Annotated in this window: 26 protein-coding genes and 1 pseudogene; 9 read left to right on the top strand and 18 right to left on the bottom strand. The window is 66.0% G+C overall.

From position 1 onward, the window contains the following. Nucleotides 1-306: 306 nt before the first annotated feature. From CKO40_RS20985 to CKO40_RS20955, 8 genes are all read right to left on the bottom strand, one after another. On the bottom strand, nucleotides 307-1,809 hold the full coding sequence (locus CKO40_RS20985; protein WP_200348406.1) for a sigma-54-dependent transcriptional regulator: 1,503 nt from the start codon (nucleotides 1,807-1,809) through the stop codon (nucleotides 307-309). Beyond that, nucleotides 1,806-2,057 carry a hypothetical protein gene (locus CKO40_RS20980; protein ID WP_200348405.1) on the bottom strand — a complete coding sequence of 84 codons (252 nt, stop codon included), beginning with the start codon at nucleotides 2,055-2,057 and terminating at the stop codon, nucleotides 1,806-1,808. The genes CKO40_RS20985 and CKO40_RS20980 overlap by 4 nt, the downstream gene beginning before the upstream one ends. Nucleotides 2,058-2,132: 75 nt before the next feature. Beyond that, complete coding sequence (locus tag CKO40_RS25000) at nucleotides 2,133-2,264, bottom strand: hypothetical protein (RefSeq protein ID WP_276570841.1); 132 nt, start codon at nucleotides 2,262-2,264, stop codon at nucleotides 2,133-2,135. A 49-nt stretch (nucleotides 2,265-2,313) separates the two neighbouring features. Beyond that, on the bottom strand, nucleotides 2,314-2,505 hold the full coding sequence (locus CKO40_RS20975) for a hypothetical protein (protein ID WP_200348404.1): 192 nt from the start codon (nucleotides 2,503-2,505) through the stop codon (nucleotides 2,314-2,316). 45 nt (nucleotides 2,506-2,550) lie between these two features. Further along, nucleotides 2,551-3,531, bottom strand: a complete 981-nt coding sequence (locus CKO40_RS20970; protein ID WP_200348403.1) for a universal stress protein — start codon at nucleotides 3,529-3,531, stop codon at nucleotides 2,551-2,553. Nucleotides 3,532-3,764: 233 nt separating this feature from the next. Continuing rightward, nucleotides 3,765-4,742: a PDC sensor domain-containing protein gene (locus tag CKO40_RS20965; RefSeq protein WP_200348402.1), complete on the bottom strand. Its 978-nt coding sequence runs from the start codon at nucleotides 4,740-4,742 to the stop codon at nucleotides 3,765-3,767. Between the two features lie 343 nt (nucleotides 4,743-5,085). Beyond that, the gene (locus tag CKO40_RS20960; protein ID WP_242477223.1) at nucleotides 5,086-7,911 is read right to left on the bottom strand and encodes a YbcC family protein; all 2,826 of its coding nucleotides are present in this window, start codon (nucleotides 7,909-7,911) and stop codon (nucleotides 5,086-5,088) included. Nucleotides 7,912-7,948: 37 nt separating this feature from the next. After that, the gene (locus CKO40_RS20955) at nucleotides 7,949-9,562 is read right to left on the bottom strand and encodes an NADH-quinone oxidoreductase subunit L (protein WP_200348401.1); all 1,614 of its coding nucleotides are present in this window, start codon (nucleotides 9,560-9,562) and stop codon (nucleotides 7,949-7,951) included. Nucleotides 9,563-9,689: 127 nt separating this feature from the next. Between CKO40_RS20955 and CKO40_RS20950 the strand changes: the two genes are divergently transcribed. The 3 genes from CKO40_RS20950 to CKO40_RS25495 are packed head-to-tail and all read left to right on the top strand — an operon-like array spanning nucleotide 9,690 to nucleotide 11,126. Further along, nucleotides 9,690-10,538: a TOBE domain-containing protein gene (locus tag CKO40_RS20950; RefSeq protein ID WP_200348400.1), complete on the top strand. Its 849-nt coding sequence runs from the start codon at nucleotides 9,690-9,692 to the stop codon at nucleotides 10,536-10,538. Continuing rightward, nucleotides 10,525-10,881, top strand: coding sequence for a DUF4160 domain-containing protein (locus CKO40_RS24650; RefSeq protein WP_200348399.1), 357 nt, complete (start codon nucleotides 10,525-10,527; stop codon nucleotides 10,879-10,881). Before CKO40_RS20950 ends, CKO40_RS24650 begins: the two co-directional genes overlap by 14 nt. Nucleotides 10,882-10,883: 2 nt before the next feature. Beyond that, the gene (locus tag CKO40_RS25495) at nucleotides 10,884-11,126 is read left to right on the top strand and encodes a DUF2442 domain-containing protein (protein WP_200348398.1); all 243 of its coding nucleotides are present in this window, start codon (nucleotides 10,884-10,886) and stop codon (nucleotides 11,124-11,126) included. Between the two features lie 207 nt (nucleotides 11,127-11,333). Here the strand turns inward: CKO40_RS25495 and modD are convergent, their stop codons facing one another. After that, a complete protein-coding gene (modD, locus tag CKO40_RS20935; protein ID WP_200348397.1) occupies nucleotides 11,334-12,191 on the bottom strand; it encodes a ModD protein in 858 nt (285 codons plus the stop codon). Nucleotides 12,192-12,414: 223 nt separating this feature from the next. Then, nucleotides 12,415-12,843, bottom strand: coding sequence for a TOBE domain-containing protein (locus CKO40_RS20930; RefSeq protein ID WP_200348396.1), 429 nt, complete (start codon nucleotides 12,841-12,843; stop codon nucleotides 12,415-12,417). A 268-nt stretch (nucleotides 12,844-13,111) separates the two neighbouring features. Between CKO40_RS20930 and modA the strand changes: the two genes are divergently transcribed. The 3 genes from modA to modC all read left to right on the top strand — a co-directional run bounded on the left by modA (nucleotide 13,112) and on the right by modC (nucleotide 15,907). After that, nucleotides 13,112-13,864, top strand: a complete 753-nt coding sequence (modA, locus tag CKO40_RS20925) for a molybdate ABC transporter substrate-binding protein (RefSeq protein WP_200348395.1) — start codon at nucleotides 13,112-13,114, stop codon at nucleotides 13,862-13,864. Nucleotides 13,865-14,009: 145 nt separating this feature from the next. Beyond that, a complete protein-coding gene (gene modB / locus CKO40_RS20920; RefSeq protein ID WP_200348407.1) occupies nucleotides 14,010-14,687 on the top strand; it encodes a molybdate ABC transporter permease subunit in 678 nt (225 codons plus the stop codon). A 2-nt stretch (nucleotides 14,688-14,689) separates the two neighbouring features. After that, nucleotides 14,690-15,907, top strand: a complete 1,218-nt coding sequence (gene modC / locus CKO40_RS20915) for a molybdenum ABC transporter ATP-binding protein (RefSeq protein WP_200348394.1) — start codon at nucleotides 14,690-14,692, stop codon at nucleotides 15,905-15,907. Nucleotides 15,908-15,915: 8 nt separating this feature from the next. Here the strand turns inward: modC and CKO40_RS20910 are convergent, their stop codons facing one another. Both CKO40_RS20910 and amt read right to left on the bottom strand, forming a co-directional pair. Continuing rightward, nucleotides 15,916-16,341: an OsmC family protein gene (locus CKO40_RS20910; protein WP_200348393.1), complete on the bottom strand. Its 426-nt coding sequence runs from the start codon at nucleotides 16,339-16,341 to the stop codon at nucleotides 15,916-15,918. Between the two features lie 198 nt (nucleotides 16,342-16,539). Further along, on the bottom strand, nucleotides 16,540-20,004 hold the full coding sequence (gene amt / locus CKO40_RS20905) for an ammonium transporter (protein ID WP_200348392.1): 3,465 nt from the start codon (nucleotides 20,002-20,004) through the stop codon (nucleotides 16,540-16,542). Between the two features lie 433 nt (nucleotides 20,005-20,437). Between amt and CKO40_RS24995 the strand changes: the two genes are divergently transcribed. Beyond that, nucleotides 20,438-21,034, top strand: coding sequence for a GGDEF domain-containing phosphodiesterase (locus CKO40_RS24995; RefSeq protein ID WP_276570842.1), 597 nt, complete (start codon nucleotides 20,438-20,440; stop codon nucleotides 21,032-21,034). A gap of 102 nt (nucleotides 21,035-21,136) precedes the next feature. On the opposite strand, the gene CKO40_RS20895 is transcribed toward CKO40_RS24995, so the two are convergent. Further along, complete coding sequence (locus CKO40_RS20895) at nucleotides 21,137-22,003, bottom strand: damage-control phosphatase ARMT1 family protein (protein ID WP_200348391.1); 867 nt, start codon at nucleotides 22,001-22,003, stop codon at nucleotides 21,137-21,139. Between the two features lie 12 nt (nucleotides 22,004-22,015). After that, the gene (locus CKO40_RS20890; protein ID WP_200348390.1) at nucleotides 22,016-22,201 is read right to left on the bottom strand and encodes a ferredoxin; all 186 of its coding nucleotides are present in this window, start codon (nucleotides 22,199-22,201) and stop codon (nucleotides 22,016-22,018) included. A 362-nt stretch (nucleotides 22,202-22,563) separates the two neighbouring features. Between CKO40_RS20890 and CKO40_RS20885 the strand changes: the two genes are divergently transcribed. Then, the gene (locus CKO40_RS20885) at nucleotides 22,564-23,403 is read left to right on the top strand and encodes a metallophosphoesterase family protein (protein ID WP_200348389.1); all 840 of its coding nucleotides are present in this window, start codon (nucleotides 22,564-22,566) and stop codon (nucleotides 23,401-23,403) included. Between the two features lie 13 nt (nucleotides 23,404-23,416). Here the strand turns inward: CKO40_RS20885 and CKO40_RS20880 are convergent, their stop codons facing one another. Continuing rightward, entirely contained in the window at nucleotides 23,417-23,788 is a 372-nt protein-coding gene (locus CKO40_RS20880) for a NifB/NifX family molybdenum-iron cluster-binding protein (protein WP_200348388.1), read from the bottom strand. Between the two features lie 219 nt (nucleotides 23,789-24,007). Here CKO40_RS20880 and CKO40_RS24630 point away from each other — a divergent pair. Next, a pseudogene (locus CKO40_RS24630) lies at nucleotides 24,008-24,502 on the top strand (SGNH/GDSL hydrolase family protein); the annotation flags it as partial. Nucleotides 24,503-24,664: 162 nt separating this feature from the next. Here the strand turns inward: CKO40_RS24630 and CKO40_RS24625 are convergent. From CKO40_RS24625 to CKO40_RS20865, 3 genes are all read right to left on the bottom strand, one after another. Further along, nucleotides 24,665-25,240: an ISAs1 family transposase gene (locus CKO40_RS24625; protein WP_242477222.1), complete on the bottom strand. Its 576-nt coding sequence runs from the start codon at nucleotides 25,238-25,240 to the stop codon at nucleotides 24,665-24,667. Between the two features lie 45 nt (nucleotides 25,241-25,285). Further along, nucleotides 25,286-25,423, bottom strand: a complete 138-nt coding sequence (locus CKO40_RS20870; RefSeq protein WP_200348386.1) for a hypothetical protein — start codon at nucleotides 25,421-25,423, stop codon at nucleotides 25,286-25,288. Nucleotides 25,424-25,554: 131 nt separating this feature from the next. Beyond that, nucleotides 25,555-25,974, bottom strand: a complete 420-nt coding sequence (locus CKO40_RS20865) for a PIN domain-containing protein (RefSeq protein ID WP_207173780.1) — start codon at nucleotides 25,972-25,974, stop codon at nucleotides 25,555-25,557. Nucleotides 25,975-26,119: the final 145 nt, after the last annotated feature.

The raw sequence follows: 26,119 nt of genomic DNA, 5'->3' as shown, positions 1-26,119 counted from the left end.
GATTGTCGTTTGCCTTCGAGGAGCGTCGCCGGGAGCATAGCCGGGCTATGTGACCGGCGGCGCGACGAAGAAGGCGAGCGAAAAGACCAGCAAGGCGGTATGAGCTTTGACAGAAATCGCCTTAGTTGATCCCGCGGCGGATGCCGATCGAGACATCGCCCGCGCGTATCAGACGCCCGCGCCGACGAACGGGGACATCGGCAACAGCCTCAGCGCCAACAGATAGAACGCGTCGCCCTTGCTGTGCCAGCCAACGCTCGCAGCGGAGTCATCGTCGGGCGGTTCGACGATCGCGCAAGTGCGACCTCAGCGCTCGGGTACCTGCAACCCGTACTTCTCGATCTTGCGATCCAGCGCGGGCCGGGAGATCCCGAGGATCTCGCAGGTATGGCCTTTATGGCCATTGGTATGGGCGAGCACCCGTTGGATGTGCTCGGCGGCCACCTCGTCGAGACTGCGCAGTGCCAGCGTCGCGTCGGCCGCAGCAGCGGCCGGGTGAGGGCCGGCAGCGGAGCCGGGCGCGCTTTCGCTGCTGCCGGCATGGCCGGCGCGAATGCTGGTGGCATCATCACCACCTCGCGCCTCGTCGGCGAGCGCGAGCAGCTCCGGTGTAATGGTGTGATGACGGGCCTGCAACAGCGCCTGGGTCAGCAGGTTCTCGAGCTCGCGGACATTGCCCGGCCAGTCGTGCGCGCTGAGGCGCTGCAGCGCTTGATCGGTAATGCGCGGGCAGGGGCGCTCGAGACGCTCGGCGATGCGCACGAGCAGCCCATCGACGAGGAGGGGGATGTCCTCGAGACGCTCGCGCAGTGGCGGCATCCGGATCTGGATGACGTTGAGCCGATAGACCAGGTCCTCGCGAAAACGACCGGCTGCAGCCTCGGCGAGGAGATCACGATTGGTGGCTGCGATAACGCGTGCATCGGTGCTGATCGGCTCGCTTCCGCCGACGCGCTCGAACACCCGCTCCTGCAGTGCGCGCAGCAGCTTCGCTTGCAGGTTGGGCGCCAACTCGCCGATCTCGTCGAGGAACAAGGTGCCGTCGCTGGCCTGCTCGAAACGGCCCGGTTTGCGGCTATGCGCGCCGGTGAAGGCCCCCTTCTCGTGGCCGAACAGCTCGCTCTCGAGTAGGGTATCGACGATCGCGGCGCAGTTGACGGCGATGAAGGGTCCGCTGCGGCCACTATGCTGATGGATCAGCCGTGCGACGACCTCCTTGCCGGTGCCGGACTCGCCGCTGATGAGCACCGTGGCGTTGCTGCGCGCGCTGCGGGCGATCGCCTTACTCACGGTCAGCATCGCGTCACTGCGTCCAATCAGGTCGCGTGGGGCCTCGGCGGTCGGCGTCGTCTCCTGCTGCGCGCCGGCGGCATCGTCGACTGCGGCCTCGCGCTCGCGCAACAGCCGCTCGACCGTCTGCTGTAGCTCTTCGGTGTTGATCGGCTTGTGGACGAAATCGGCGGCGCCGTTCTGGATCGCCTCGATCGCGAGCTCAAGATCGTGCTTGCCGGTCATCATCAGGATCGGCAGCGTCGGGTCGGACTCGAGCAATGGGCCGATCAGCTCGCTGCCGAGACCGTCCGGCAGCTGCTGGTCGAGCAGGACGAGGTCGACCCGGCCCGAGCCAATGTGGGAGCCAGTCTGGGAACCAATGTGGGAGCCGGAGTCGGAGCCGGCTGCCCGCAGTGTCTCCAGTCCGCTTTGGGCGCGATCAGCGCGGAGCACCTCAAAGCCAAGATCCTCGAAATGCATCTCGAGCATCTGGCTGAGGGCCGGGTCGTCCTCGATGATGAGTAGTCGGCGGGTCATCGCGTCTTTCCTCGGCGCGTCCGCTGCATCCCGTCGGGATCAGCGGTTGGGTCCGAATCGGTGGCGTGATCGATCCCGGCGCGCTCGGGGTACTCCTGGATCAGGGCATTGAAGAGGCTTTCCTCGAGGTCGAGCGCGCGCTGCAGTGCCTGGGCGCAGGTCGCGCAGACTTCGGCATGGGCGCGGAAGTCGGCATCCTGCTGCCGCGGATCGATCAGGAGCTGGCGACGAAAGGCGAGACAGTTCACGTCCAGAGGCCCTCAGCACGAAGTAGACGGTGCAGCCCAAGAGATGGACCGGGTGACGGCGGCAGATCTTTCACTCTATTCGATGGTGATGTCCATCAGCGTCAGTCGCGCCCCATGATGCCGGGCCAGGGCCACCGCGCGGCGGAAGGCCCGCGTCGAGCCGAACTCGCCGTCGGCGAAATAGAGGATGTGCTCGAGCGCCTGCATGCTTGCCTCCTGGAGCGGCGCACTGCCTGCGGCCGCTTGATCTCTCTCCTCAGCCTCCAGCTGCCGCAACCCAGGTCCTCGGCACCCTCAGCGCACCGGCTCGCGGCCCGACCCGATGCCCGGGCAGCACTGGAGCGGCGACCATCCCCGGCAGCAGCGGGTTATAGGTCAGCCGCTTCTCGGCTGAGAGTAGATGGATCTTGGCCAAGCGCAGGCGCCGGGCATTCGAACCGTCGGGCAAGTCGATTGCACTGGACGTTGCTGCGTCGGCGTTACTGCACTGGACTTATTGCACCGGCGTCACGAAGCCCTCCGGCTTCAGCGCCAGCACCGAGGTCTGGGCGCCCTGAAGGAGGTCCTCGGCGGTGGTGCCGATGAAGAGCCCAGGCTCGCGCGGGCGGCTCAGCGTCGCCAGCACGATCAGGTCGCTGTCTAACGCCTCGGCCTGGGTGAGCACCTGCGCCGCCGGCTCGCCGCGCAAGAGGTGCAGATTCTCATCACGGATGTGGTGGCGGTAGCCGTTGACGGCCTCCTGCAGGGCCTCGGCATGGCGCTGCTCTAGGTGCGTGATGGCATCGTTCAAATGCGACTCGGCCGTTGTACCGCTTCGGTTCGTGGCCCCCTCCGGGCCGAGCTTCGGTAGCGGATCACCGAAGCGCGGCTCGAACACGTGCGCGATGTCGAGCATCGCGTCGTCCTGCTCCTTAACCGCGATCGCGCTCTCCAGGATGCGTCGGTTGAGCCCGGTCGCCGAAGGCTGCATCGCGTCGATGCTGGCGAGGATGCGGCGGCAGCGCGGTGCCGCCTCGGCCGCTCCGGAATCGGCGGCCTCGGGCTGCGCCGGCTCACGGTCGATCCAGACCGGGCATGGACACTTGCGCAGCAGGTGCATGTCGGTGCTGGCGAACAGGTTGCGGCCCTGGCGAGCGCGCGCGGGCTTCAGCACCAGGTCGTGGCCGTCGCGCAGCACCGCCTGGATCACCTCGATGAACGGCGTGCCGATGGTCACGCGCAGGCGTGGCGACGGCGCGCGGACCCAGTCCTCGGCCAGATGGGTCAGCGCTGCATAGCGCTGCTCGCTCTGCTGGACGTCGTCGCCGAGCCCGAAGCGCTTGACCAGATCGGCGCTGAAGCCGGACTCGATGGTGACGTCCATCAGCGTCAATCGTGCCCCATGATGCCGGGCTAAAGCCACGGCGCGGCGGAAGGCCCGGGTCGGGCCGAACTCGCCGTCGGCGAAGTAGAGGATGTGCTCGAGCGCCTGCATGCTTGCCTCCTGGAGCGGCGCACTGCCTGCGGCCGCTTGATCTGTCGTCCAATGCGAACAGGTTGCGGCCGGGGCGGATGCGCGCCGGCTTCTGCACCTGCACCTGCGCCTGGTCGTGGTCGTTGCGCTGTCGTCCGATCGTTGCTCCGGCTTAGAAACCCTAACAAGCTGCCCTCTATGGCCTAACAAATCAGCAGCTTGTGCAGGCTAGCCGGGCATCTTGATAGGGCCTCTTAGGCGGCCGGCTGCTCGGTGCAGGTGAGCGCCGAGGAACCGAGCCAGAAGTCCAGACGCTTGTCGAGGAACTCGTCCCAGCGCATGTAGTGCGATCCGTCGCAGGAGAAGTTGAGCGAGACGATCCCGTTCATGATGTTGAGCGAGCCCGAGCGCAGATAGATGTTCTCGTCCATCACGCGCAGCTCGCGGAACTGATCGAACACGGCCTTGACCCGATCGGCCGGGATCGCCGCCTCGTCGGGGTAGGCGCGCTGTGGATAGGCCAGGCAGATAGCCGGATCGCTCAGGTCCTCATAGTCGAGCACCCGGAAATGGTAGGGGTCATCCAGCAGCCAGAGCGTCGCGCGCGAGCTCGAGAAATGCAGCTTGCCGTGGAAGACGCCGTGGGACCGCATCAGCTCGGCGATCAGGTCCAGGATCTCGTCGATGCGCCCGTCCATCAGGCTGTCGACCCGTTGCTGATAGAACAGGGCACCGCGGATCGCCGGATCGCCCTTGAGCTGCAGCCATTGATCCGACTGGCGGTAGAGCTCGCGCGTCAGCGGCAGGTCTCGCAGGTCGAAGTCGGCGCCGAGGTAGCCGAGCAGCGTGCCGTCGTCGCGCGTGAGCCGTTGTACCGCGGTCAGCGACGGGCGCCGGTTGTTGCGGCTCAGATAGGCCGACGACAGCGAGAAGGCGGCGCCGGCGATGGCGTCGGCCATGTACGGCCGGGTTGTGCGGTCGCGGCCGAAGTGCTCGGGCAGCAGGCCGCCGCGCGAGACATTGGCGGTGATCTGCCGGGCCTCGTGGTCGAGCAGGTAGAGGTACTTGCAGTACGGCAGTCTCTCCATCGCCTTGCTCAAAGACTGCTCCAATGCGCTGCGATCGCCCCATGCGTCGCGGCACGCCGTCTCGAGCCGGGACAGGGCGTCCGATAGCCGCGCGTGCAGGAGCATGCGCTGGCGGGCAATGGCGGTTTGTAGGGCCTCGCTCATGGTCTTGCTCTCTTCTGATTGCGACGCAAAATGCGCTCGGATTGGGATCGATACGCGCTCGGATTGGGATGAATGCCGTGCTGGCCATCCTTGGCCAGTGCAGCCTCTCTAGTGCATCACGTCAGCAATACCGACACCGTCTTTCTGCCATCTGGCGCTCAGCGCTGTAGGAGCCCGCTTGCGGGCGACCTCTCAGCCCTCAGCGATGTAGGCGCTTGCGGGTGACCCCGCCGCGCTCGCGGCGGCGAAGATCGCCCGCAAGCGGGCTCCTACCTCATGACCAGTGCGGGCAGCGACCATCGGTATCGGGATTTCCACTGTCTTGCACGAGCGACGAGCCGGCTCAGTGACTTGGTACCGCCTGCCAGCCCTCGTGAGGGATGCGCTGCTGGATACCGCCTTCGTCGTCCATCCGGAACAGGTGCATCCAGCCGTTGTCGAGCATCTCCTGCACCAGCTGGTGCTTGGCGATGATGTCGTCGATCGGCGCCTGCGGTGCCTGCAGATAGACGCTCAGGCGCATCGGCTCGTGGACCCAGCGCTTGCCGTCGTGCAATGACTGCATCGGCAGGCCCACGCGCAGGTCGCCCGCATTGCCCTCGAGCACGCCGATCGCGCCGCCGACGACGTTGTGCAGGACCTTGTTACCGCTGCCGAAGCGCCGGTTGTCGGTGGTCGAGCCGTAGTACTGCAGGTTGATCCAGGCCGCAACCACCATCGGCGCGGTCATGATCAGCTCGAGCACACCGAAGCCGGTGTCGCCGGTCCAGTCGTAGTCGTGCAGGAAGGTGCGACCACCGAGATCGAGCCCGCGGGTGCGCTCGCGCGGCGCGGCGATGAAGGCCGCACAGCCGGCCAGGCCCCACTCCGGGCGCACCTGCGACCAGTCGCGGCTGCGATGGCGGATGTTGGCGGTGATCGCCTGCCGTGAGCGGTGCTCGAGCCCGAGCAGCGCCGCGCGCGAGAGCCGCGTCAGCTCGCCGGCCTGCTGCAGCCAGCTGCGCAGCTGGGCCAGCTCCTCGGCGTACTCGCCCGGCAGCACCGCGGTGTCGTAGAGCCGGATCTCATCGACGCAGGTGTCGTGCTGCGCGCCGATGAACCAGGTGTCGTCGGGGATGCGGATGCCGCGCTCGGCGACGCCTCGGCGCACCTTGGGATCATTGAGCAGGGCTGCGCCGACGCGTGCGCTCGCCTCACCGGTCATGCCGCCGCAGGCACCGCAGTCGAGGCCGGTCGCGTGCGGGTTATTGACCACGGTGCTGCCGTGGCCGACCAAGAGCACCAGCCGGGCGAAGTTATCGGTCATCGACATCGCGCGCAGGATGCCCTCGGCGAGATCGACGCGCTCGGCCTCCGGGATGCCAGGCGTCCGCGCGCTCGGAGCTTGAGCCGGAGATTCCGCCTGTTCCCCGCCGGGTATCGCGCCCTGCGCTTGGCCGTGATCGTGCTGATGCTGATGGACAGGCTCATGCGCCGAGCCATCTGCCGAGCCATACGACGAGCCGGGCGTCACCAGGCCCTCTCTGGAACAGGCGCCGTGGTTGGGCACATCCAGGCTCGGGCCGACGCGCTGCTGCTGCGGCGCGTCCAGGTGCAGGTCGTCGGGCGCCGCGACCGGGCGTCCCCAGCCGAAGCTGTCGGCGATGATCTTCGGCGCATAGAGCAGCAGACCCGCGGCCTCGACGAACGAGAAGCAGGACGAGGCCCCCATCTTGAACGCCTTCCAGGATTTGCTGATCCCGGTGCGCCGGCGCTGCGTCTCCAACGCCTGCTCGGCCTCGTCGCGGTCGGCGTCATGGACCTCGGAGCAGACCCGATACGTCGGCGTCAGCAGCACCGGCATGTGCGAGCGCGGCTCCACCGCGCCGAACGGCACATGCTCGATCGGCACGCCGAAGAAGCCGGCGAAGCCGAGCGTCTGTGCCTTTGGGCAGATGGTCTCGAACGCGCGGCGCATGACCTCGGAGCGCACGTCGATGCAGAACGCGGCCTGGATCACCGGGCGTTGGGTGCTCGGGCGCTCGCCGTTCGCGCCGTTTGTATCAGCGCCGTTGCGCAGGTCCGCCATCAGCTGGCGCTGGTAGCTGAGCTCGAACGCGGTCAGCAGGATGTGCTCGATGTGCTGCGGCTCCGGTGTCGGCTTAGCGGCCGGCTTGCCGCGGCTCAGGCGCTTGCAGACCTCGCGCCAGCGTTTGCTCAGCTCTGGGCTCGCCTTGTGCTCGTAGACCAGCACGTCCCAGGCGAGGCGGATCGCCAGCAGCTCGACGATGGTCTCGTCCTCGCCGCCGGTCAGCTCCTGCTCCCAGCGCAGCAGCCGGGTCCAGGCCGCCCAACCGCCGATGTCCATCAGCGCGGCGTGCATGTAGTCGAGCGCGGCGCCCGCCGGGATGCCGAGACGGCGGATGGCCGACTCGATGCAGTCGCGCGGCGACTCCGGCAAGGCCTTGACCCGGGCGCGCATCCCACCTTGGCCCATCATCGTGGTGCTGTAGTCCATCGCGGCGAAACGGCGCCAGGATTCATAGAGCGACATGCCCTGCCAGGGCCGCTTCCAGGTCGCCTGGCCCATGTCGAAGTAGGCCGCGCAATGATGGCTGATGCGCTCGACGACGAAGCTCGACCAGTCGTCGGCGTCGAGCTCATCGAGCACCGAGGTCAGCAGCGGGACCTGAGCGGATAGGGGAGCCGACAGGGTCGCGGACTGGGATGCCGCCTGGGGTGCAGCCTGAGTTGCAGCAGGAGACGCCGACGGCGGCGTCGCGTCGACGGCCGCCGCTTGACGCAGCTCGGCGGCGCTGAGGTCGCTGCCGCAGCGTGCTGCGGCGGCATCGAGATCCGCGTCGGTGATCCGTCCGGCCTCGATCTGCTCGCGATAGTAGCTCCGCGGCATGTACATCCGCGCCCCGGCGATGCGCCGCATCGTTTCGGCGGCCTGCTCGAAGCGCTGATCACGCAGCCCGTGAAACGGATTCACGGCGACGAAGCGATCGAGCGGCCAGACCGGCGCGATGCGGTTGCAGGCGGCGTCGATCTGCTCCGGCAAGGGTGCCGGCGTCGGCTCGGGCGGGTTCGCCGGGGCCGTGGACAGCGATGGGATGCCGTCGGCGTTGGTGCCGACCGGCTGGCGCTCGAGGGTCTGATCGTCGATGCGGTTGTCTTGCATGTTCATCGGTCGTGCTCCTCTCTGTTCGGGCTCGCTGTTTGGATCAGGCCAGCGCCGGTGCAGGCGCGCGGCGGATGGGCCAGAGGCGGTTGATCAGGCGGGTCACCAGGATGTCGACGTAGAGCCCGTTGTAGAGGTGCATCTGGATGGCCAGCCGGGTCGGCCCCTGGATGCGGGTGAACAGGTGTTGCAAGGTGATCAGGCCGATGAACACCGCGATCACGGCCAGGCTCAGGCCCATGTCGAAGGCGTTGAAGCCGGCCTCGACCGGGGTGATGCTGCCGGCGATCGCATGCTCGAAGGCGGTATGCAGACCGAAGTAGGCGATGCAGACGAAGGCGCCGATGCCGGTTGCGCGCAGCAGCAGCTTGGCGTTGTCCTCGAGCACCAGCGCCTGCAGCAGGAGCTGGGCGACGGCGATGGCGACGATGGCGCCGGTCACGATCAGGGCCGGTTGATGGGTCGGGTCGATGCCGAACGCGAAGCCGGCGATCAGCGCCATCAACAGCGCGCCCTGGAAGGCGACCAGCCAGTGCCAGGCCTGCGGGGCGCCGGCGTTGAACTTGAGTGCCGGCGCGCGGAAGCCGTCGACGCTGCTGCCGGAGGCGAGGAAGGCGTGGGCCTTGTAGAGCGAGTGCGCAACCAGATGCAGCAGCGCCAGGCTGTAGAGCCCGAGACCGGCCTCGAGCAGCATGAAGCCCATCTGCGCCGACGTGGACCAGGCCAGCGAGACCTTGATGCTGGTCTGGGTCAGCATCACCAGCGACGCGATCGCGAGGGTCGTGAGGCCGATGATCGCGAGGCCGTCGAGCGCGGACCCGGACGCCGACATGATCGGGCTCATCCGGATCACCAGGAAGGCGCCGGCGTTGACGATGCCGGCGTGCAGCAGCGCCGAGACCGGGGTGGGCGCCTCCATCACCTGCAAGATCCAGCCGTGGAACGGGAACTGCGCGCACTTGAGCGCGGCGCTGATCACCACCAGCCAGGCGGCCCAGTGCAGCGCGGCCGGCAGCGGCCCCTCGAGTGCGGCCATCGCGGCGTAGACCGACTCGAAATCGAGCCTGTGCAGGGTGGCGCCGATCAAGAGCACCGCGATCAGCAGGCTGGCATCACCGATGCGGCTGAACACGAACTTCTTGTGCGCGGCCATCAACGCCGCCGGGCGCTCCGGATAGAACACCAGCAGCCGATGCAGGCACAGGCTGGTCGCCATCCAGGCCAGCGCGAACATCAGCAGGTTGCTGGCGACGATCAGGGTCAGGATCGACGCCAGGGTCATCAGCATCCACTTGTGGAAATGCCCCTCGCGCGTCTCGCCTGCCATATAGTTGCGCGAGTAGGTCGAGACGATGGCGCCGACCAGCGACACCAGGGCAAGCATGATCACGGTCACGCCGTTGACCAGCACGCCGATGGCGAAATCGCCAATGCCAAATGGTAGAGCGATCGAGATGAAGGTCGTGGTCTCGGTGGGGCCAAAGCCATGACCGATGAGCGCGATCACAGCGAAGGCGAACGCCAGCCAGGCGACACTGTTGGCCGCGCGAGCCATCAGTGCGCCGTGGCGATCAGCGACGTTGCTGGGCAGCGACGCTGCGAGCCACAGCGAGAGCGGTGCCGCGACCGCGGCGGTGGTGATGAGTGTCGATGACATCTGCTCCTCCCGGGTCAACGCCCTTGGTTTCGGATGCAGCCCCTTGACGTCGGGTGCAGCTCTAACCTAGCGCCGAGCTCGGGAAATCAAAATTCTATGGTTTCGATTAAATACATCAATATTATCTATGGAAGAGTCGCCCGACACCCCTATCCGTCGATCCCGACCATCCGGCCTCGTCAATGTCGGTGGTGAGCTTTGGTTGAGCGTCGGCGAGGTGGCCTTTCTCGGCGAGGCGCGGATTGCGCTGCTGGAGCAGATCGCCGCGCAAGGCTCGATCACGCGCGCGGCGAAGGCGGCCGGGATGAGCTACAAGGCGGCCTGGGACGCGGTCGACGCGATGAACAATCTGGCACCCAAGCCAGTGGTTGCGACCGCCACCGGCGGGCGTGGCGGCGGTGGCGCTCGGCTCACTGCTGAAGGTCGGCGGCTGATCGATGCCTACCGCACCATCGCCGTCGAGTACCGGCGGTTCCTGGACAACCTGAACGCGGCGCTCGGTGATCCGCAGGCATCGCTGGAGGTGCTGCGGCGGCTGGCATTGCGCACCAGCGCGCGGAATCAGTTCATCGGCCGCATCGTCTCGGTCACCCTGCGCACTGTCGATGCCGAGGTCGAGATCGCGATCCAAGCCGACCAGCGCGTCATCGCCGGTCTCACCAACGAGAGCGTCGAGCAGCTCGGGCTACGTCCGGGCCGGCGGGTCTGGGCGTTGGTCAAGGCGGTTGCGGTCAGCGTGCAGCGGGAGCCGAGTGCGACCGCGGGTGCCAGCTCACGCACCAATCAGCTCTGTGGCGTTGTGCAGCGCATCGTCCGCGGGGATGGTCCGGTCGAGGTCTCGGTGGCGCTGGGTGCCGGGGTGACCGTGCGCGGAGTCACCGCGACCGACGAGCTCGATGCGTTGGGCATCAGCGAGGGCGGCCCGGCCTGCGCCGTCTTCCCGGCATCCAGCGTGATCGTTGGTGTCGACGATTGAGGGGCTTGGCGGTATCGTTCTCGCTTACGAGTTGCTCGTGCCGAGGTTGGGCCGATCCCACTCCGCCGAGAGGACAAGCGTGTCACTCATGCCCGAAATCGCTCGCTTCTACGGTATCGTGATTCGGATGTTTCTCATCGACCGAGAGCATCCTCCGAGGCACATCCACATCAAGTATGGTGACCATGTTGCTGTCATGGAGCTCCAGAACCTCAACATCATCGAGGGCCAAATCCCGAAGAGATGTCGGCAGCTCGTCAGGGAATGGGCCGAGGCGCATCAACAAGAGCTCATCGAGATGTGGGACTCGCAGAATTTTCACCGCATTGAGCCCCTAGACTGATCATGAAGCTTATACGGTTCAAACACATAGCAAGATTCGAGTTTTCGCTGACTTTCGAGAATGGTAAAACAGCGAATGTCGACCTCGAGCCCCTTGTAGGAAACCATTTATCAGCTGAACAACTCGGCTCTGCGGAGATCGATCCTGAGTGGGGCTGCCTTCAATTCGCAGGCGGAAGCGTTGATATCGAACCGAAGACCCTGTATCGCTTCGCGTTCAACGAGTCCGGGATTCGAGCGGCATGAGATCAGGCGACAGTCGCCGGCAATTTGCGCTGCAGTGCGTCCTAGTGCATCGCCTCAGAAATACCGAGAGCCTTTTCCCGCCACCTGGCTCTCAACGCTGTAGGAGCTCGCTTGCGGGCGACCGCGCCACTCCTCCTAATCTGCGAGCCCGTCCTCTGCGCATCCGACTGGCGGCGACCAGCTGTATCGACAGAGGAGCTTCAAGGATCAGGCAGCCGGCCTCGTGAACCTCACCTGGACATCGCGCGGTGGGGCCAGGTGCGGTGCCGTGGTAACCAGCAGGCGGGCGCCGGCGCGCGCATAGGCCTCGGCGTTCTTGGCATTGATGCCGCCGGCAGCGCCGATCACAGCCCTTGAGCCGCGCTCGGCCAGCGCCGCGACGGTCTCGGCAACCTGCTCGGGGCTGAACTTCTCGAGCTGCAGCACATCCGTATCGGCCCAGCGCAGCGCCTCCTGCGGCGAGCCGACCTCGACCACGACCCGCTTCTCCGGGCACTGCCGGCGCAGCTTCGCGAGCGTCTCGGCCGGTGCCTCGTCGTCGAGGAACTGCCGATGCTCGGCGAAGATCAGCAGGGTCTCGGACAGCCCATTGCGGTGCATCACCGCGCCACCGGCCTTGAATGCCTTGACCGCGAGCCGGCGGTTGCCGGGCACGTTCTTGCGGGTGCCGGCGACCATCGCGTTCGGGTAACCACGCCGGGCGGCCGCGACGATCGCGGCGGCGCTGCTGGCGATACCGCCGCACCATTCCATCAGCGTTTGCGCTGTCTTCCAGCCGCGATGCAGGGCGTCGGCGCGGCCCTGTGCCTCGAGCAGCAGCGTCTCCGGCGCCGCCTCGGTGCCGGAGGCGACCTGCGGCTTGGCCTCGGCGCCGCAGAGCGCGAACATTCGCGCCGCCTCCTCGACCCCGCAGACGACCATCGGGTCGCGGGCGAAGAAGCGGATGCCTCCGGGCTGGGCGCCGATCCCGAGCGACTCGGTGGTGAGGTCGCCAAACGGCACGTCTTCGGCGAGGAGTTGGTGCAACGCGTCGTCGCTGAGTATCGGAGGAGTCAAATCGGTCATGGTCTGCATCGATGGGTCGAATGTCGGTAACGGGACCTGATCGCGGGTCAAGGTTGTCACGAAGACGTCAATCGCGAGCGATCAGGGGTCGACCGATCAGGGATCGATCGATAAGGGATCATTAGGGCGTCACGGGACGAGCACTGCGGCGGGACGCACCGTTGTTGCGCAACGAGCGCCGCCACAGTCGAGGTGTCGCTATATTTCAGTGCATATGACGCTCTCAGCCTGGCACGCCGAGGATCACGAGCGGCGCCTTGATGACAGCGGTCGCAGCGGCGCCTTCCGCGAGCCCCAATGCATCGCAGGCGGCATGGGTGATGGTCGCATGGACAAGCTCGCCGGATGGCAGGCTGATGCTGACCTCGGCATGGATCGGCCCCTTTTCCAAGGCGGTGATCTTGCCGGCAAGGCTGTTGCGGGCCGAGAGTCTTACCCCGGAGCCCTCGGTCATCACCAGCACCGAGGAAGCCTTGATCAGGGCGACAGCCTCAGATCCTGGTTTTAGATTCAGGGACTTAACGGATTCATTGGTCACGATCGCGACGATCTGCTCGCCGCCCTTCAGCGTGACGGTCACTTCGGCATTGACGGCGCCTAGGGTGATCGACGTGACTTCGCCGTGAAACTGATTACGGGCGCTGATCTTCATACGGATTCCTGATGAGCACTTGCGGTGTTGGATGACGGCGCACCTGTCCGCGCGCCTAAGACCGGATCTTCGCGGTCGCCGGGGAGCGAAAGCGGGCGCAGCGAGAACTCGGCATGCAGACTGCATACCAGTCGGGTGCTCGTGAGGCGTTATAGGAATCTGTATATTGCGTTATCGCAATCGCTGCCCGCTCAGAACCGAGCCTCGGGCCGGCAGTCGACCCTCAACCTCAAACCCCTTTGATCCCGTCTGATCAGGAGTCAGTCTTATGCCTCGTCTACGTCCGTTATTGCTCGCCTTCAGCCTGGCTGCGCCCGGAACCGTTTGCGCCGAGGAGGCCCAGATCGCCGTCGCGGCCAACTTCACCGCACCGATGAAGGCGATCATCGCGCGCTTCGAGGACGACACCGGTCACAGCGTCAAGGTCTCCTTCGGCTCCACGGGCAAGCTGTATGCCCAGATCCAGAACGGGGCGCCCTTCGAGGCACTCTTGGCCGCCGACCAGAGACGTCCCGAGCTGTTGGAAGAGGAGGGCGTTGGTGTGCCTGGATCGCGCTTCACCTATGCGATTGGCAGCCTGGTGCTCTGGTCCGCCGATGCCGAGAAGGTCGAGGACGGCCCGGCGCTGTTGGAATCCGGTGACTTCAACAAGCTGTCGATCGCCAATCCCAAGCTCGCGCCCTATGGTGAGGCATCGGTGCAGACCCTGGAGGCACTCGGTGTCGAACAGGCCATCGAGCCGAAGCTCGTGATGGGCGAGAACATCGCCCAGGCCTACCAGTTCGTCGACACCGGCAACGCCGACATCGGCTTCGTCGCCCTCTCGCAGGTCATGCAGGGCGGCGAGATCGTCAAAGGCTCTGGTTGGATCGTGCCTGGTGAGATGCATGCGCCGATCCGCCAGGATGCAGTGATTCTGGAAAGCGGCAAGGACAACCCCGCGGTGACCGAGCTGTTCGCCTATCTCCAAGGCGAGAAGGCCAAGGCCATCATCCACGACTTCGGCTACGAGACCGAGTGATCGTGCCCTCATGCCCACGCGGGGACGCCCGGAACCGGCTTGCTGCTTGGGCCTGTGACGGGATCATCGCCTGTTGGGTCGCCCAGAGCGTTGCCTGCGCTCCGGCCGTCTCACACCAGAACCCAGAGTGACTGAGTTTGACGTGATGTTCTTGACCGAGACTGATCTCGAGGCGATTGCCCTCACCCTGCGCCTGGCGAGCGTGACGACACTGATCCTGTTCGCCGTAGGCACACCGATCGCCTGGTGGCTGGCCCGTACCCACTCGCGCTGGAAAGGGCCGGTCGGCGCGTTGGTGGCACTGCCGCTGGTGCTGCCGCCCTCGGTGTTGGGCTTCTACCTACTGGTCACCATGGGGCCGAACGGACCGGTGGGGGCGGTGACCGAGGCGCTTGGTATCGGGCTGCTGCCGTTCACCTTCTGGGGCCTTGTGGTCGGCTCGGTGTTCTACTCGCTGCCGTTCATGGTGCAGCCGGTGCAGAACGCGTTCGAGGCGATCGGTGAGCGGCCATTGGAAGCGGCCGCGACGCTGCGCGCGTCGCCGATGGATCGGTTCTTCAGCGTCGCATTGCCGCTGTCACTGCCGGGCTTCGTCACCGCCGGCATCCTGACCTTTGCGCACACCGTCGGTGAGTTCGGCGTGGTGCTGATGATCGGCGGCAACATCCCGGGACTGACGCGGGTCGCCTCGGTGCAGATCTACGACTATGTCGAGGCGCTGGAATACGGCAACGCGCACCGGCTCGCGGCGGTGCTGCTGGTGTTCTCGTTCCTGGTGCTGCTGGTGCTCTACGCTTGGCGGCCGGACCGCAAGAGGGCCTGATCATGAAGAGGGCGCCATCCCCATCGAGCGGCGAGCCGGGCGGGCGAGCCGATCTCCGGCCCGATTCCCGGCCCGATGTCCAGTCTGATGTCCAGTCTGATGTCCAGTCTGATGTCCAGTCTGATGTCCAGCCCGGCATCCAGGCTCGGGTGCGCATCCAATGGCCCGGCTTCAGCCTGGATGTCGACGAGCGGCTGCCCGCACGCGGCGTGACGGCCCTGTTCGGCCACTCCGGCTCCGGCAAGACGACGCTGCTGCGCTGCATCGCCGGTCTCGAGCACGCCGCGGAAGGGCGCATCCAGTTCAACGGCGAGGTCTGGCAGGATGCCGAGACCTGGGTGCCGACCCATCGCCGGCCGATCGGCTACGTGTTCCAGGAGGCGAGCCTGTTTCCGCACCTGACGGTGCTCGGGAATCTGCGTTATGGCCAAAAGCGCAGTCAGCGGAACGCAGCGGCGCAGGATCAGCGCCAGGCCCGGTTCAGCCTCGAGCATGCGATCGAGCTGCTCGGCATCGGGCATCTACTGAAGCGTCGGCCGACGGCGCTCTCGGGCGGCGAGCGCCAGCGGGTCAGCATCGCCCGCGCGCTTGCGGTGAATCCGCGGCTGCTGCTGATGGACGAGCCGCTCGCGGCGCTCGATCTGGCGCGCAAGCAGGAGATCCTGCCGTACCTCGAACGCCTGCACGACGACCTCGCGATCCCGGTGCTCTATGTCAGCCATGCACCGGACGAGGTCGCCCGGCTCGCCGACCATCTGGTGACCATGGATGGCGGCCGGGTGCAGGCGAGCGGGCCGATCAATGAGGTATTGTCGCGGCTCGACCTACCGATCCGGCTCGGCGAGGATGCCGGTGTCGTCTTGGACGGCGAGGTGGCCGAGCGCGACGAGCGCTGGCATCTGCTGCGCATCGCCTGCTGCAGCACGAGCCTCTGGGTGCGCGATAGCGGCGCCGCGATTGGCGACCATGCACGCATCCGCATTCTGGCCCGCGATGTCAGCATCGCGCACCAGCCCAGCCGCGGCACCAGCATCCTCAACAGCCTGCCGGCGCGCGTGCTCTCGCTCGGCGAGGATGCACACCCGGCGCTGGCGCTGGTCAAGCTCGACGTGGCCGGCAATCCGGTGCTGGCGCGGCTGACGCGTCGCTCCGCCGAGGAGCTGGGGCTCGCGCCAGCGCAGTCGGTCTGGATTCAGATCAAGGCAGTGGCGCTGCTCTGAGGCGTCCGTTAGCTCGCGGCGACTTCCCCTGTCTTGTCGTGAATGCAGATCGGCAGCCCCTGCATCTTACAGATGGTCTCGTGGACGGTGCAGTGCCCGGATACCCGCTTGATGGCCTCCGCGCGCTTGCCGACATCGGCGTTCGGCAGGTGCACGTCCACCATCAGCTCCTTCAAATGGGCGGGGTCGGTCGCCTTCTCGTAGTGGATTTCAACATACATGTCGGTCGAGTCGACCCCGGACTGGGCGCAATATTGCTGCACGAAGGCGGCGATGCAGGAGGAAAGGGAGGCAACGAAGTAGTCTGGCGGAGTCGGGTGGCGGCCTTTTCCGCCCCATTCAGCTGTTGGCGGGACGTCGTTCAGGATCTTGTAGTCGCCCACTTCCGTTTCGAAGACCATGTCGCCGGCATGATGGGATTTCACGGATGGCATGTTGGATGCTCCTAAGGTGATTGGTTGCAATATCTTTTCGTCGTCGTTCGGCCAGTGTCCGCAGCAAGCGTCTGGCCGCCGAAACTATAGGGGAGATCTGGCCAAACTGGCCAGTGAGATGAGGTAGGTCGCGTCGCGTCAGGGACCAGGGCAGGGCTCTTGTGCCGCGGAGTGCAAGCGGTGCTCAGCGGTATCGGCTCAGGCGGGCGGCAACGGATAGCCTGAGAGTGGCTGCGGTCGGGCCAGGTGATAGCCCTGCGCATAGTCGACACCGATCTCGCGCAAGGTGTCCAGCACCGCGGCGTTCTCGACGAATTCGGCGATGGTCGTTAGGCCCATCACACCGGCGATGCCGACGATCGCCTCGACCATGGCTCGGTGGACCGGGTTGCTGTCGAGCTCGCGGATGAAGGTGCCGTCGATCTTGACCAGGTCGACATCGAGATCACGCAGGTAGCCGAACGAGGAGAGGCCGCTACCGAAGTCGTCGAGGGCAAAGCGGCACCCGATCTGCTTGAGCTCGTCGATGAAGTGCTTGGCTTGGTCGATGTTGGCCATCGCGGCGGTCTCGGTGATCTCGAAGCAGATCAGCGACGGCTCGATCCGGTGGCGCGCGAGGCTCTCGCGGATGCGCGCGGTGTGCGCATCGTTGCCCAGTGTGGCCCCGGAGAGATTGATCGCGCAGCGTTTGATGCCGGTGCCGCCGCGCGTCTGATAATCGGAGAGCCAGCGCAGCGTGTGCTCGACCACCCAGGCGTCGACCTGCGGCATCAATCCATAGCGCTCGGCCGCCGGGATGAAGGCGCCAGGCGGCACGGTCTCGTTGTCGTCCTCGACCAGGCGCAGCAGGATCTCGCAATGGCTGCTGGTATCGCCCGGCTCATCGATCGGCGCAATCCCTTGATAGAAGAGCTGAAAGCCGTCCTCGTCGAGCGCGCGCTGAATCCGCGATACCCAGGTCATCTGACCCTTGCGCAGGTTGAGCTCCCGGTCTTCCGGATCATAGACATGCACCCGGTTGCGGCCGGTGTCCTTGGCTGCATAGCAAGCGGCATCGGCACGGCTCAGGGCGTCCGCGAGGTTGCCCAGGGACGGCGTCAAAGGCACCAGACCGATGCTGGCGCCGACCGCAAACACCTTGTCTTGCCACGGGAAGCGCAGGGCATGGACGCGCTCGCGCATGGCCTCGGCGATCTTGAGGCCGCGCCTGAGCGGGCAGTTGGCGAGAATCACGCCGAACTCGTCCCCGCCCAGCCGGGCCAAGGTGTCCGCGCTGCGCAGGCCGCGCTTCAACACGCCGGCGACCTGGCGCAGGAGCGCATCGCCGGCGGCATGGCCGCAGATATCGTTGACCAGCTTGAACTGGTCCAGATCGATGTAGCAAAGGAGATGGCGGGCCGGATCGCCATCGAGCTGGTCGATCAGCTCGGCGAGCCGCTGCTCGAACTCGCGCCGGTTGATCAGGCCGGTCAGCGCATCATGCTTGGCCTGATAGGTCAGCTGGCGCTCCATCGCCCGCTCCTGGGTCTTGTCGTGAAAGACCACGACGAGCCCCGTGATCTGGCCCTCCGCATTGCGAATCGGCGCGGCCGTGTGCTGCACGACGTGGACATTGCCGTCGCGGCAGTACAACAGCCGCGACTTCGATTCGATCACGGTCTCGCCGTCCCCCAACACCCGCTGCGTGATCCAGTCGCTCGGCATCTCGGTTGGCGAGTCGACCACTGGGAAGATGCGGGACAGCGGCTGGCCGCTGGCCGCCTCGAGCGACCAGCCGGTCAGCTGAACGGCGATGGCATTGAGGTACACCACCCGACCGGCCCGATTGGTCGTGATCACGCCGTCGGCGATCGACTCGAGCGTCGTCTGCGCGAGCTCTTTCTCCTCGAACAGTTGTGCCTCGACGCGGCGGCGATCGCTGATGTCGCGGATCAGGCAGGTGTAGCCGCCGGTCGAGCGTGAGCCCGGCGTGACCGCGAGCTCGACGAAGACCGGCTCGGCGCCCTCGCGCCGCCGCAAGGCGGCCTCCACCTTGCCGGCTCTGGCCAGGGCGACGGGGTCGAAGTGCCAAGCGGTGCCGCTTGCACCGTTGCCGCTTGCAGCAGCACCGTGCTCATCGGAGCCGTTCTCATCGGTGCTGATGGCCTGGTCGCGAGGCGCGAGCCAGTCGGCGAACGCGGTACCGATCGCCGATTCGCTCGCTACCGCGAGGATCTTCTCGGCGCCTGGGTTCAGGCTGGTCAGGATGCCTTCGGCGGTCAGGGTGACGATGCCGTCGCGCAGATCGCGGACGATCGCCTGGCTGCGGGTGACCGCCTGCTCGAGCGCGTCCATCAGCCGATTGTGCTGAGCGGCGATCTCGCCCACCTCGGTGAACGGCTCGACCGGGACCCGGGTGCTGAGGTCGGTCGAACGTTCTTGGGCCTTGAGCGCGCTCAGCAGGTCGACCAGCTCGGTCTTCGCGCCGTGCTCCGCGACGTTGAGGCCGATCCGTTCCTCGGCGGCCCCGACCCTGAGCGGGTACAGTCGGTTGATCAAACGCAGCAGCAGATAGGCGATCGGAAACGACCAGGCCGCCGCGACCGCGACGCCGAGCGCCTGCACCCCAAGCTGCTCGAACATCGAGAGACCCGTCCCGATCGACCCCGGTGCGCCGAAGATGCCGACCGCCAAGGTGCCCCAGACGCCAGCGACGAGGTGAACCGGTATCGCGCCGATGGCATCGTCGATCCGCGCGCGCGCCAACAGCTCGGTCGAATAGAGCATGAGCAGGCCGCCGATAGCGCCGATCAAGGTCGCCTCCCAGGTGGCGACGACATGACAGCCGGCGGTGATGGCCACCAGCCCGGCGATCACGCCGTTCAGCGGCGCGGCCACGCGGTCCAACGCAGGTGAGGTCGACCATTGGATCAGCAGGTAAGCCGTGACCCCGCCGGCCGCACCGGAGAGCAGCGTGTTCACGATGATGCCGGGCACTGAGGTGTCCAGCGCCAGGGTGCTGCCACCATTGAAGCCGATCCAGCCGACCAGGAAGAGCAGGACGCCCAACGACGCAAGCGGGAGATTACTGCCCGGGATCAGCTGGGGCTCGCGTTGATCGAACCGTCCCGTGCGCGGACCGATCACAAGCACCGCTGCCAGGGCGACCCAGCCGCCGACGCTGTGGACGACAGTGGAGCCGGCGAAATCGACGAAGCCCATCCTTGAGAGCCAACCGGGCTCGCCGCCGAGGGCGCCGCCCCAGGCCCAGTGCCCGAAGACCGGATAGATCAACGCGACCGTGATCAGCGTGACCAGGTGATAGCCGCTGAAGCGCATCCGCTCGGCGACCGCACCGGAGATGATGGTCGCGGTTGTTGCGCAGAACATCAGCTGGAACAGGAAGAAGGTGGCGAGCCAGGGCTCGGCTGACGAGAAGTCGCGCGCGAAGTGATCGCTGCCGATCCAGCCCCGGTTAGACTGGCCGAACATCAGGCCATAGCCGATCAGGTACCAGACCAGGCCCGTGATCAGGAAATCGGAGGCGTTCTTCAGCGCGACATTGATCGCGTTCTTGCTGCGCGTCAGCCCGGATTCGAGGCAGAGGAACCCGCCTTGCATCAGCAGAACCAGGACGCTGCTGATCAGCACCCAGAGTATGTTGATCCTGGCGATGTCCCCCATGGCGTGCGCTGCGTGATCTGTTTCCTGAAGAGAGGACGACTGGTTGCCGATACCGATCTGACTAGACCGGTCTGGCTATTGAGCGCATTGCGCGCAATCGGCGATCGTCACGCACGATCAGGCTACCGCTTCGCTCGCGGACGCTGAACCGACCGGCGGTTATCGCCGGATCATTATCCAGCATCGATTGCTCGGGACAAAAGCGGTTCGCTCCGAAGAATCGGGTCTCAGATGTGGCTGCGCCAGTGCAGAGAGGGGCCAGGTGCTGAGGCTGCGGGCTGGTCAGGGCAGGGCTTGTGCGCACGCCTTCCAACGGCTAAGAAGGTCGTCGTGACCTGCCAGGCCGATGTACGCTGTACTGTGATCGCCACCACGCTGCGCAATATCGGCTTTGATCAGCCGAACGACCTGATCCTCATGTCGGGCCGAGTATCTGGCCCATCGCGATCCGCTGACCGGGCTGCCGAACCGGACCCTGTTGGAGGAACTGCTGAAGCATGCGGTCATGCAGGCCGAGCATAATGGCCACACGCTGGCGCTGTTGCTGCTCGACCTGGATCGCTTCAAGAACATCAACGACAGCCTCGGCCACAGCCTGGGTGACCAGCTGCTGGCCGCGCTCCGGCTGCGGCTGGAGGCCGATCTGCGGCGGGCGATCGATCAGGGCCAGCTGCAGCTCCATTATCAGCCGCAGGTCTCATTGCAGACCGGCGCGCTGGCCGGGCTCGAGGCGCTGGTTCGCTGGGAGCACCCCGAGCAGGGCCTGATCTCGCCGGGGGCGTTCATCCCGATTGCCGAGGAGAGCGGCCTGATCGTCCCGCTCGGGGACTGGGTCCTGAACGCGGCTTGCCGTAATGTCATCATCGCGCTCGGTCATAAGCTCGGTCTGGAGGTGCTCGCCGAGGGGGTCGAGCGCAAGGAGCAGGCCGACTATCTCCGTGCCCACCAGTGCGATCTGATGCAGGGCTATCTGATCGCCCGGCCGCTGCCGCCCGAGGCGACCCTCGCGTTTGTCAAGGACCGCAGCTGAGGCCGCTGTGGGCCCATGCGTTGCACCGCCCTTATCAGACTACGAGGCGGTGCTGCTGTGGTTAGCGCGCGGCTGGCGGTTGGCCTCATCAGGCGAGGGCGTTCAGATGGGCGTCGAATCCAGCAATTGCTGGCTCGCCTTCACGATCACAGCCCCTGTCGGCACGCCGATGTCCTGGGCGATGACCTCGCATTTGGCTTGGAGCAGGAAGCAGATCGGCGCATCGACGTGGCTCAACGTCTCGTAGTTGGCCTGACCCTTGGCGATGATCAGCGGGGCGGCGGCAAAGCGCTCGCGAAAGGCCTCCGAGCAGAGGCCGAGTGGGGCCCCCATGGCGTCACAGCCGGTGTCGATCAGCTCGGCGACCTGGTCCAGGCCGCCCTCGAGGGCATCCGCCCGCGTCGCGTCGTTGAGCACGGGGGCGGACTTGACCGCGTAGGTGACCGGTACCGGCAGCGCCTCGATCAGCACCCGATCGAAGATCGTCTCGCCGGCGTTGTCGGCCAGATAGAGTATCCAATCGGCTTGGCTCACCGCTCGGCGCAGGGTCGAGAGGGCGTCGATCGCGAGCGGCTCGGCGAGCACGCGCTCGAGCGTCGCCTCGAGGTCAAAGCGCTCGGCGACGCCATAGTCGATGATATTGCCGGCGATGCTGATCCGCACGGCCGTCTCCAGCGGCTGCTCCGAGGCGCTGACCCGGGCCTCGAGCTCGGGCCTGAGGGCGAGGGCGATCCGGGTCGCCTCCTGCTTGCTCTGCAGATACGGGTCGGGCGTATCGGTGCGCTCGCGCACCAGGCGGTGGATGCGCTCGCCCATCTCGGGCGGCGTCGCCTCGGCCGCGAGCGCGCGCAGCGCATCCATCGTCTCCTCGAGGATCGCGCGCTGCAGCGCCGGTGTCGCGCCGGCGCGGCGGGCTGCGCTCAAGGCCTGGCGGAGGAAGCAGGGCCAGCAATCCAGATAGACCTTCATTGTAGTGCGCCCTCAGCCGCCGCGCTTCTGCTGCAGGAGCTGATCGTGATAGGAGCCTTCGCGCAACAGCTTCGCACCGCATTGCGGACAGCGCTCCTCCTGGCAGGGGACGCCGCGCTGGTGCGCGGCCCGATAATCGCACTTCGGGCAGAAACAGGTCCCGCCAACGCCCATGTCATGCCGACGGTTCTGGGGCATCATCAACCTCCGTGAGTCTTCTCTGACGTGTTTTGTCAGGATTATCCGCTCGGCAGCGTTGCCTGGCATTGACAAGTCTCGATCTGGGTCGCCTGCGGATGGGTCCGTCACGGGCGACCATCGCGCGCGAGCGGGGCTTTGCGGTCGCGGCGGCTGGTCGACAGCCTGCTGATTCGCCCGGGGCGGGTCGGGCAGGCGGAAGAGTCGTTCGATTCCAACGAGTGGTCACGAAGCGGTGCGCCGCGCGGGGCGTGCCCTGGCGACCGGAGTGAAGGATGCTCAGAGCCTCGCGCCTGCGCTATTGTGAGAGGCGTTCGGCGCGCCGGATGGGCGGGCCGCGTGAATGATCGCGAGGGGGATCGATGAAGGTTGCGGTGTTTTCCGATATCCAGGCCAATCTGCCGGCGCTGGAGGAGACGATCGAGCAGATCGAGCGTTGGCGGCCCGATCTCGTGGTGATGGCCGGTGATCTGGTGAATCGCGGTCCGGACAGCGGTGGCTGCCTGCGCCGGTTCGACGAGATGCGCCGCGACCGCGGCTGGCTGCCGGTGAACGGCAACCACGAAGAATGGGTGCTGGCGTCCGAGCATCGCTCCGTCGAGACGCCCGGCGAGCGCGCCCTCTGGGGCTTTACCCAATGGGCCTGGTCGCAGTGCGCGGCCGATGCCGAGCGGCTGCGCGGCTGGGCCGATCATCTGACCTTCCATCCGCCCGAGTCCGACGCCTGGGTCCACGTGACCCATGGCACGATGGCTGGGAACCGCGATGGCATCACGCCGGGCCGCTCGGACGAATCCCTCGTCGGCGCACTGCCGGAGGACATCGCGCTCTTCATCGCCGGCCATACCCACCGGCCGCACCAACGCCGGACGCAGTGCATGCTGGTGGTCAATGTCGGCTCAGCGGGCTCGCCGTTCGATGGCGATCCGCGCGGCAGCTTCGGCCGCTTCGTCTGGCAGCATGGGCGTTGGCAGGCCGAGATCCGGCGCTTCGACTACGACCGCGATCAGGCGCGTCGAGACTTCCTCAATTCCGGCTTTCTCGACCAGAGCCCGCTCGCCCGGATCGTCTACCACGAATGGGAGCGGGCCGAGCTCTTGATCGCCGGTTGGCGCGAGCGCTACCAACAGGCCGTATTAGCCGGCGAGCTCGATGCGGAGCGCTCGGTGCGCGACTACCTGCAGGGGCTCGGGCTCGAGTGAGCGCGCGTCCGGCTCAGCCATGTCCGTGCGAGACACTCTCGGCGCAGGGGGCCGCCTCCGGAAGGTTCTCAGTCAGATACGCCTGCAACGCCTCGCCGACGGTGCCGGTGGCGCCAGCGGCCGTCTTGATGCCGGCCTCCTGAAAGAAGGCGATCGCTCGCCCACCCATGCCGCCGCTGATCATGACCTTGGCACCTTGCTGCTGGATGAAGCCCGGGATCTGGCCCGGCTCGTGGCCCTCGGCAAACGGATTGGCGAGGGCCTCGGCCGCCGTGACGGTGCCGTCCTCAAGGGTTGCCAGCACGAAGTAGGGTGCGCGTCCAAAGTGCTGTGCGACCGGGCTCTCCAGTCCTTGATCGGTTTCGGCAGTGATCGCAATCTTCATCGAGGTTCTCCGATGGGGCGTGAGTGAGGGACGTACATTGAGGTGCCGGGATGCGTTGCGTCTCGTGCTCTTGCGAGCGCCGACCAGTATCCCCGCTTTTCGGACCGGTTGACGCTGACATTGCGCAGATGACGCCCCGCTAGCTCTGCCGGCCGCTTCATCGATCGGCGCGAGATCGTCGATTCGGACTGGAGCGACGACCCGACGGTGTCGTTTGGCATGAACCTGCAGGTCCAAGCACTCCAAGGCGCGATGCTGGTCGATCCAGCCTTAGGCGATCTCAGCGACGACCTCGTCGTCGTCTGGGGTGGCGCGAACGATTTCTTTGCCGACAACGCCGCTGATCCGTACGACTTGGTTGCAAATTTGGAGGCTATCGTGACCGATCTACTGGCGCTCGGCGCGGTTTCCCTGCTGCTTCCCAACCTGCCGCCCCTCGAGGAGACGCCGGAGTTCCCCGGGCTGCAGGCGGCGGCAGACTTCTCGACGGACTTCAACGCCGCCTATCAAGTCGTCGTCAGCAATCTGCAGGACGCGAATGCGATGGTAGACCTGCTCTATTTCGATGTGTACGAGGCCCTACAGGGGATCATCGCGGACCCCGCTGCTTTCGGGTTTTCCAAGGTTTTCGAAGGCGCTCTTCTCGCGGGCGCGTCGAATCCCGATGAGTACCTTTTCTGGGACGGTGTGCATCCCACGACCTCCGGCCATGCCGAGCTCGCTCGGAATGCAGCAAACCTGGTTTCGGTTCCAGCGCCGTCGGTGTTGCTTCTTATGCTGCCGGGGGTCCTTCTGTTGGTGAATAACACGAACCGGCGAATGCTCATCGCCGCTCCAACACTCGCGCTCGACGAGGCCGATGCTGCCCTGTGCACGTCAACGCGACGCTTCGGACAACGTGCCGAGTTCCTCGGTGATCCAGTAACGGCGCACTTCCAAACGCCCGTGATCGTTGTCGGTTTCCTCGATGTCATCATGGGCGACACCGGCAAAGCCGCCGGCACGCGCCGTGGCGAAGACGTCCTCGACCTCGTCATGCAGGGTGCCCTGGTTGCCCTCGAGCCCGAGCACGTAGTCGGCACCTTGGTCGTGGATTTGTTCGGCAATCTTGGTCTGGCAGCCCATGGCGTCGATGGTCACGATGCGGCCTTTGAGCTCTAACAGCTCCAGCAGTTTGGGAATGGCCGTGATCTCGTTGGACTTCTCCGCCGTCGCCTCTTGCCCCAGCACCAACCGGTTGCGGCAGCCCCACGCACTGACCATGGGAAGCGCGGACTTGCCGCGGCGGCGATCGCGCGAACCGCGTGCTGTCTTGCCGTCGATCGCGATCAGCTCGCCGCCAGTCGCCTCGGACACCGCCCGCGTCCAGCTCGCGAAGCATTCCTGAAACGCCTTCGGGGACAGGCCGGAGATGACGTAGGCAATGCAGTCATGCGCACGAGAAACTCCCAAGACAGTTTCTCGAAGGATGGCTCAGATACATGTTTCAGCGCTAGTTTATATGCGCTCGCCCTGTGCTACCGCCGCCGCGTCATCCGCAAGATCGGTATAGTGCTCCAGCGCCTGGCCAATGAGTCCGAGTCCTGCGTGGGAGGTGAAATCCGCTTCGGATTCCGCAATGATGAAGCGGCGCATCGGGCCACCAGTCAGGTGATGAGGACAAGGACCGGATTTTAACGCTACCCCCTTGTTTCCATGGGAGTTTGTCGGGCAGGCGGGCTGCTTAGGTCACGGATTCAGGTTGTTGTCACGATGGGGTAATCACGCTATTCCGCAGCTCGCCGTAGCGCGTTATCCAGCACGCGTCTGGACAAATACAGCCCGGCGCTCATCATCGACTCGATGACGGGCCTGGCTTGAGGAATCAACCCGCGACGCTTGGCCAGCAGCACGATCCCCAGGGTGCCACGCAGCGGAATGTTCAGGCTCGCGGCGCACTTGCGCCCGGCCAAGTCATCGATGATCACTTCGGTACCGGGCTGGGTGGCGGCCAAGGCGACCACACTGGATTCGCCAGGACCGAGGCGCCACTCCAGCACGTGCTGCGGGAGCGGCGGTGCCGGTCGGATGTCCAGCCACGCGGTGTACTCTATGGTCTTGGCGGTGATGTCCTGCGCGCCGCGCTGGAGAATCTCCTTGGCCACCGGTTCCGGGACCCAGACCTCGTTGGCGAAGGCTTGCAGCAAGTCCAGATGCCCACTGCGGCCGGGTGACCACGGGTGATTGCTCACCCGTGGTTCCCACAGATCCGGACGTGCGGAATTCCCGCATCCGGCTCCTCAGTTGAGCAGTCGCTACACAACAATCGTTGCACACCCATCGGACAAAAGC

The sequence above is a fragment of the Halochromatium glycolicum genome, from assembly GCF_016584085.1.
Classification (GTDB): Bacteria; Pseudomonadota; Gammaproteobacteria; order Chromatiales; family Chromatiaceae; genus Lamprobacter; species Lamprobacter glycolicus.
The sequence above is the reverse complement of the archived record's forward strand: the minus strand, read 5'-3'. Positions and strand labels throughout refer to the sequence as shown.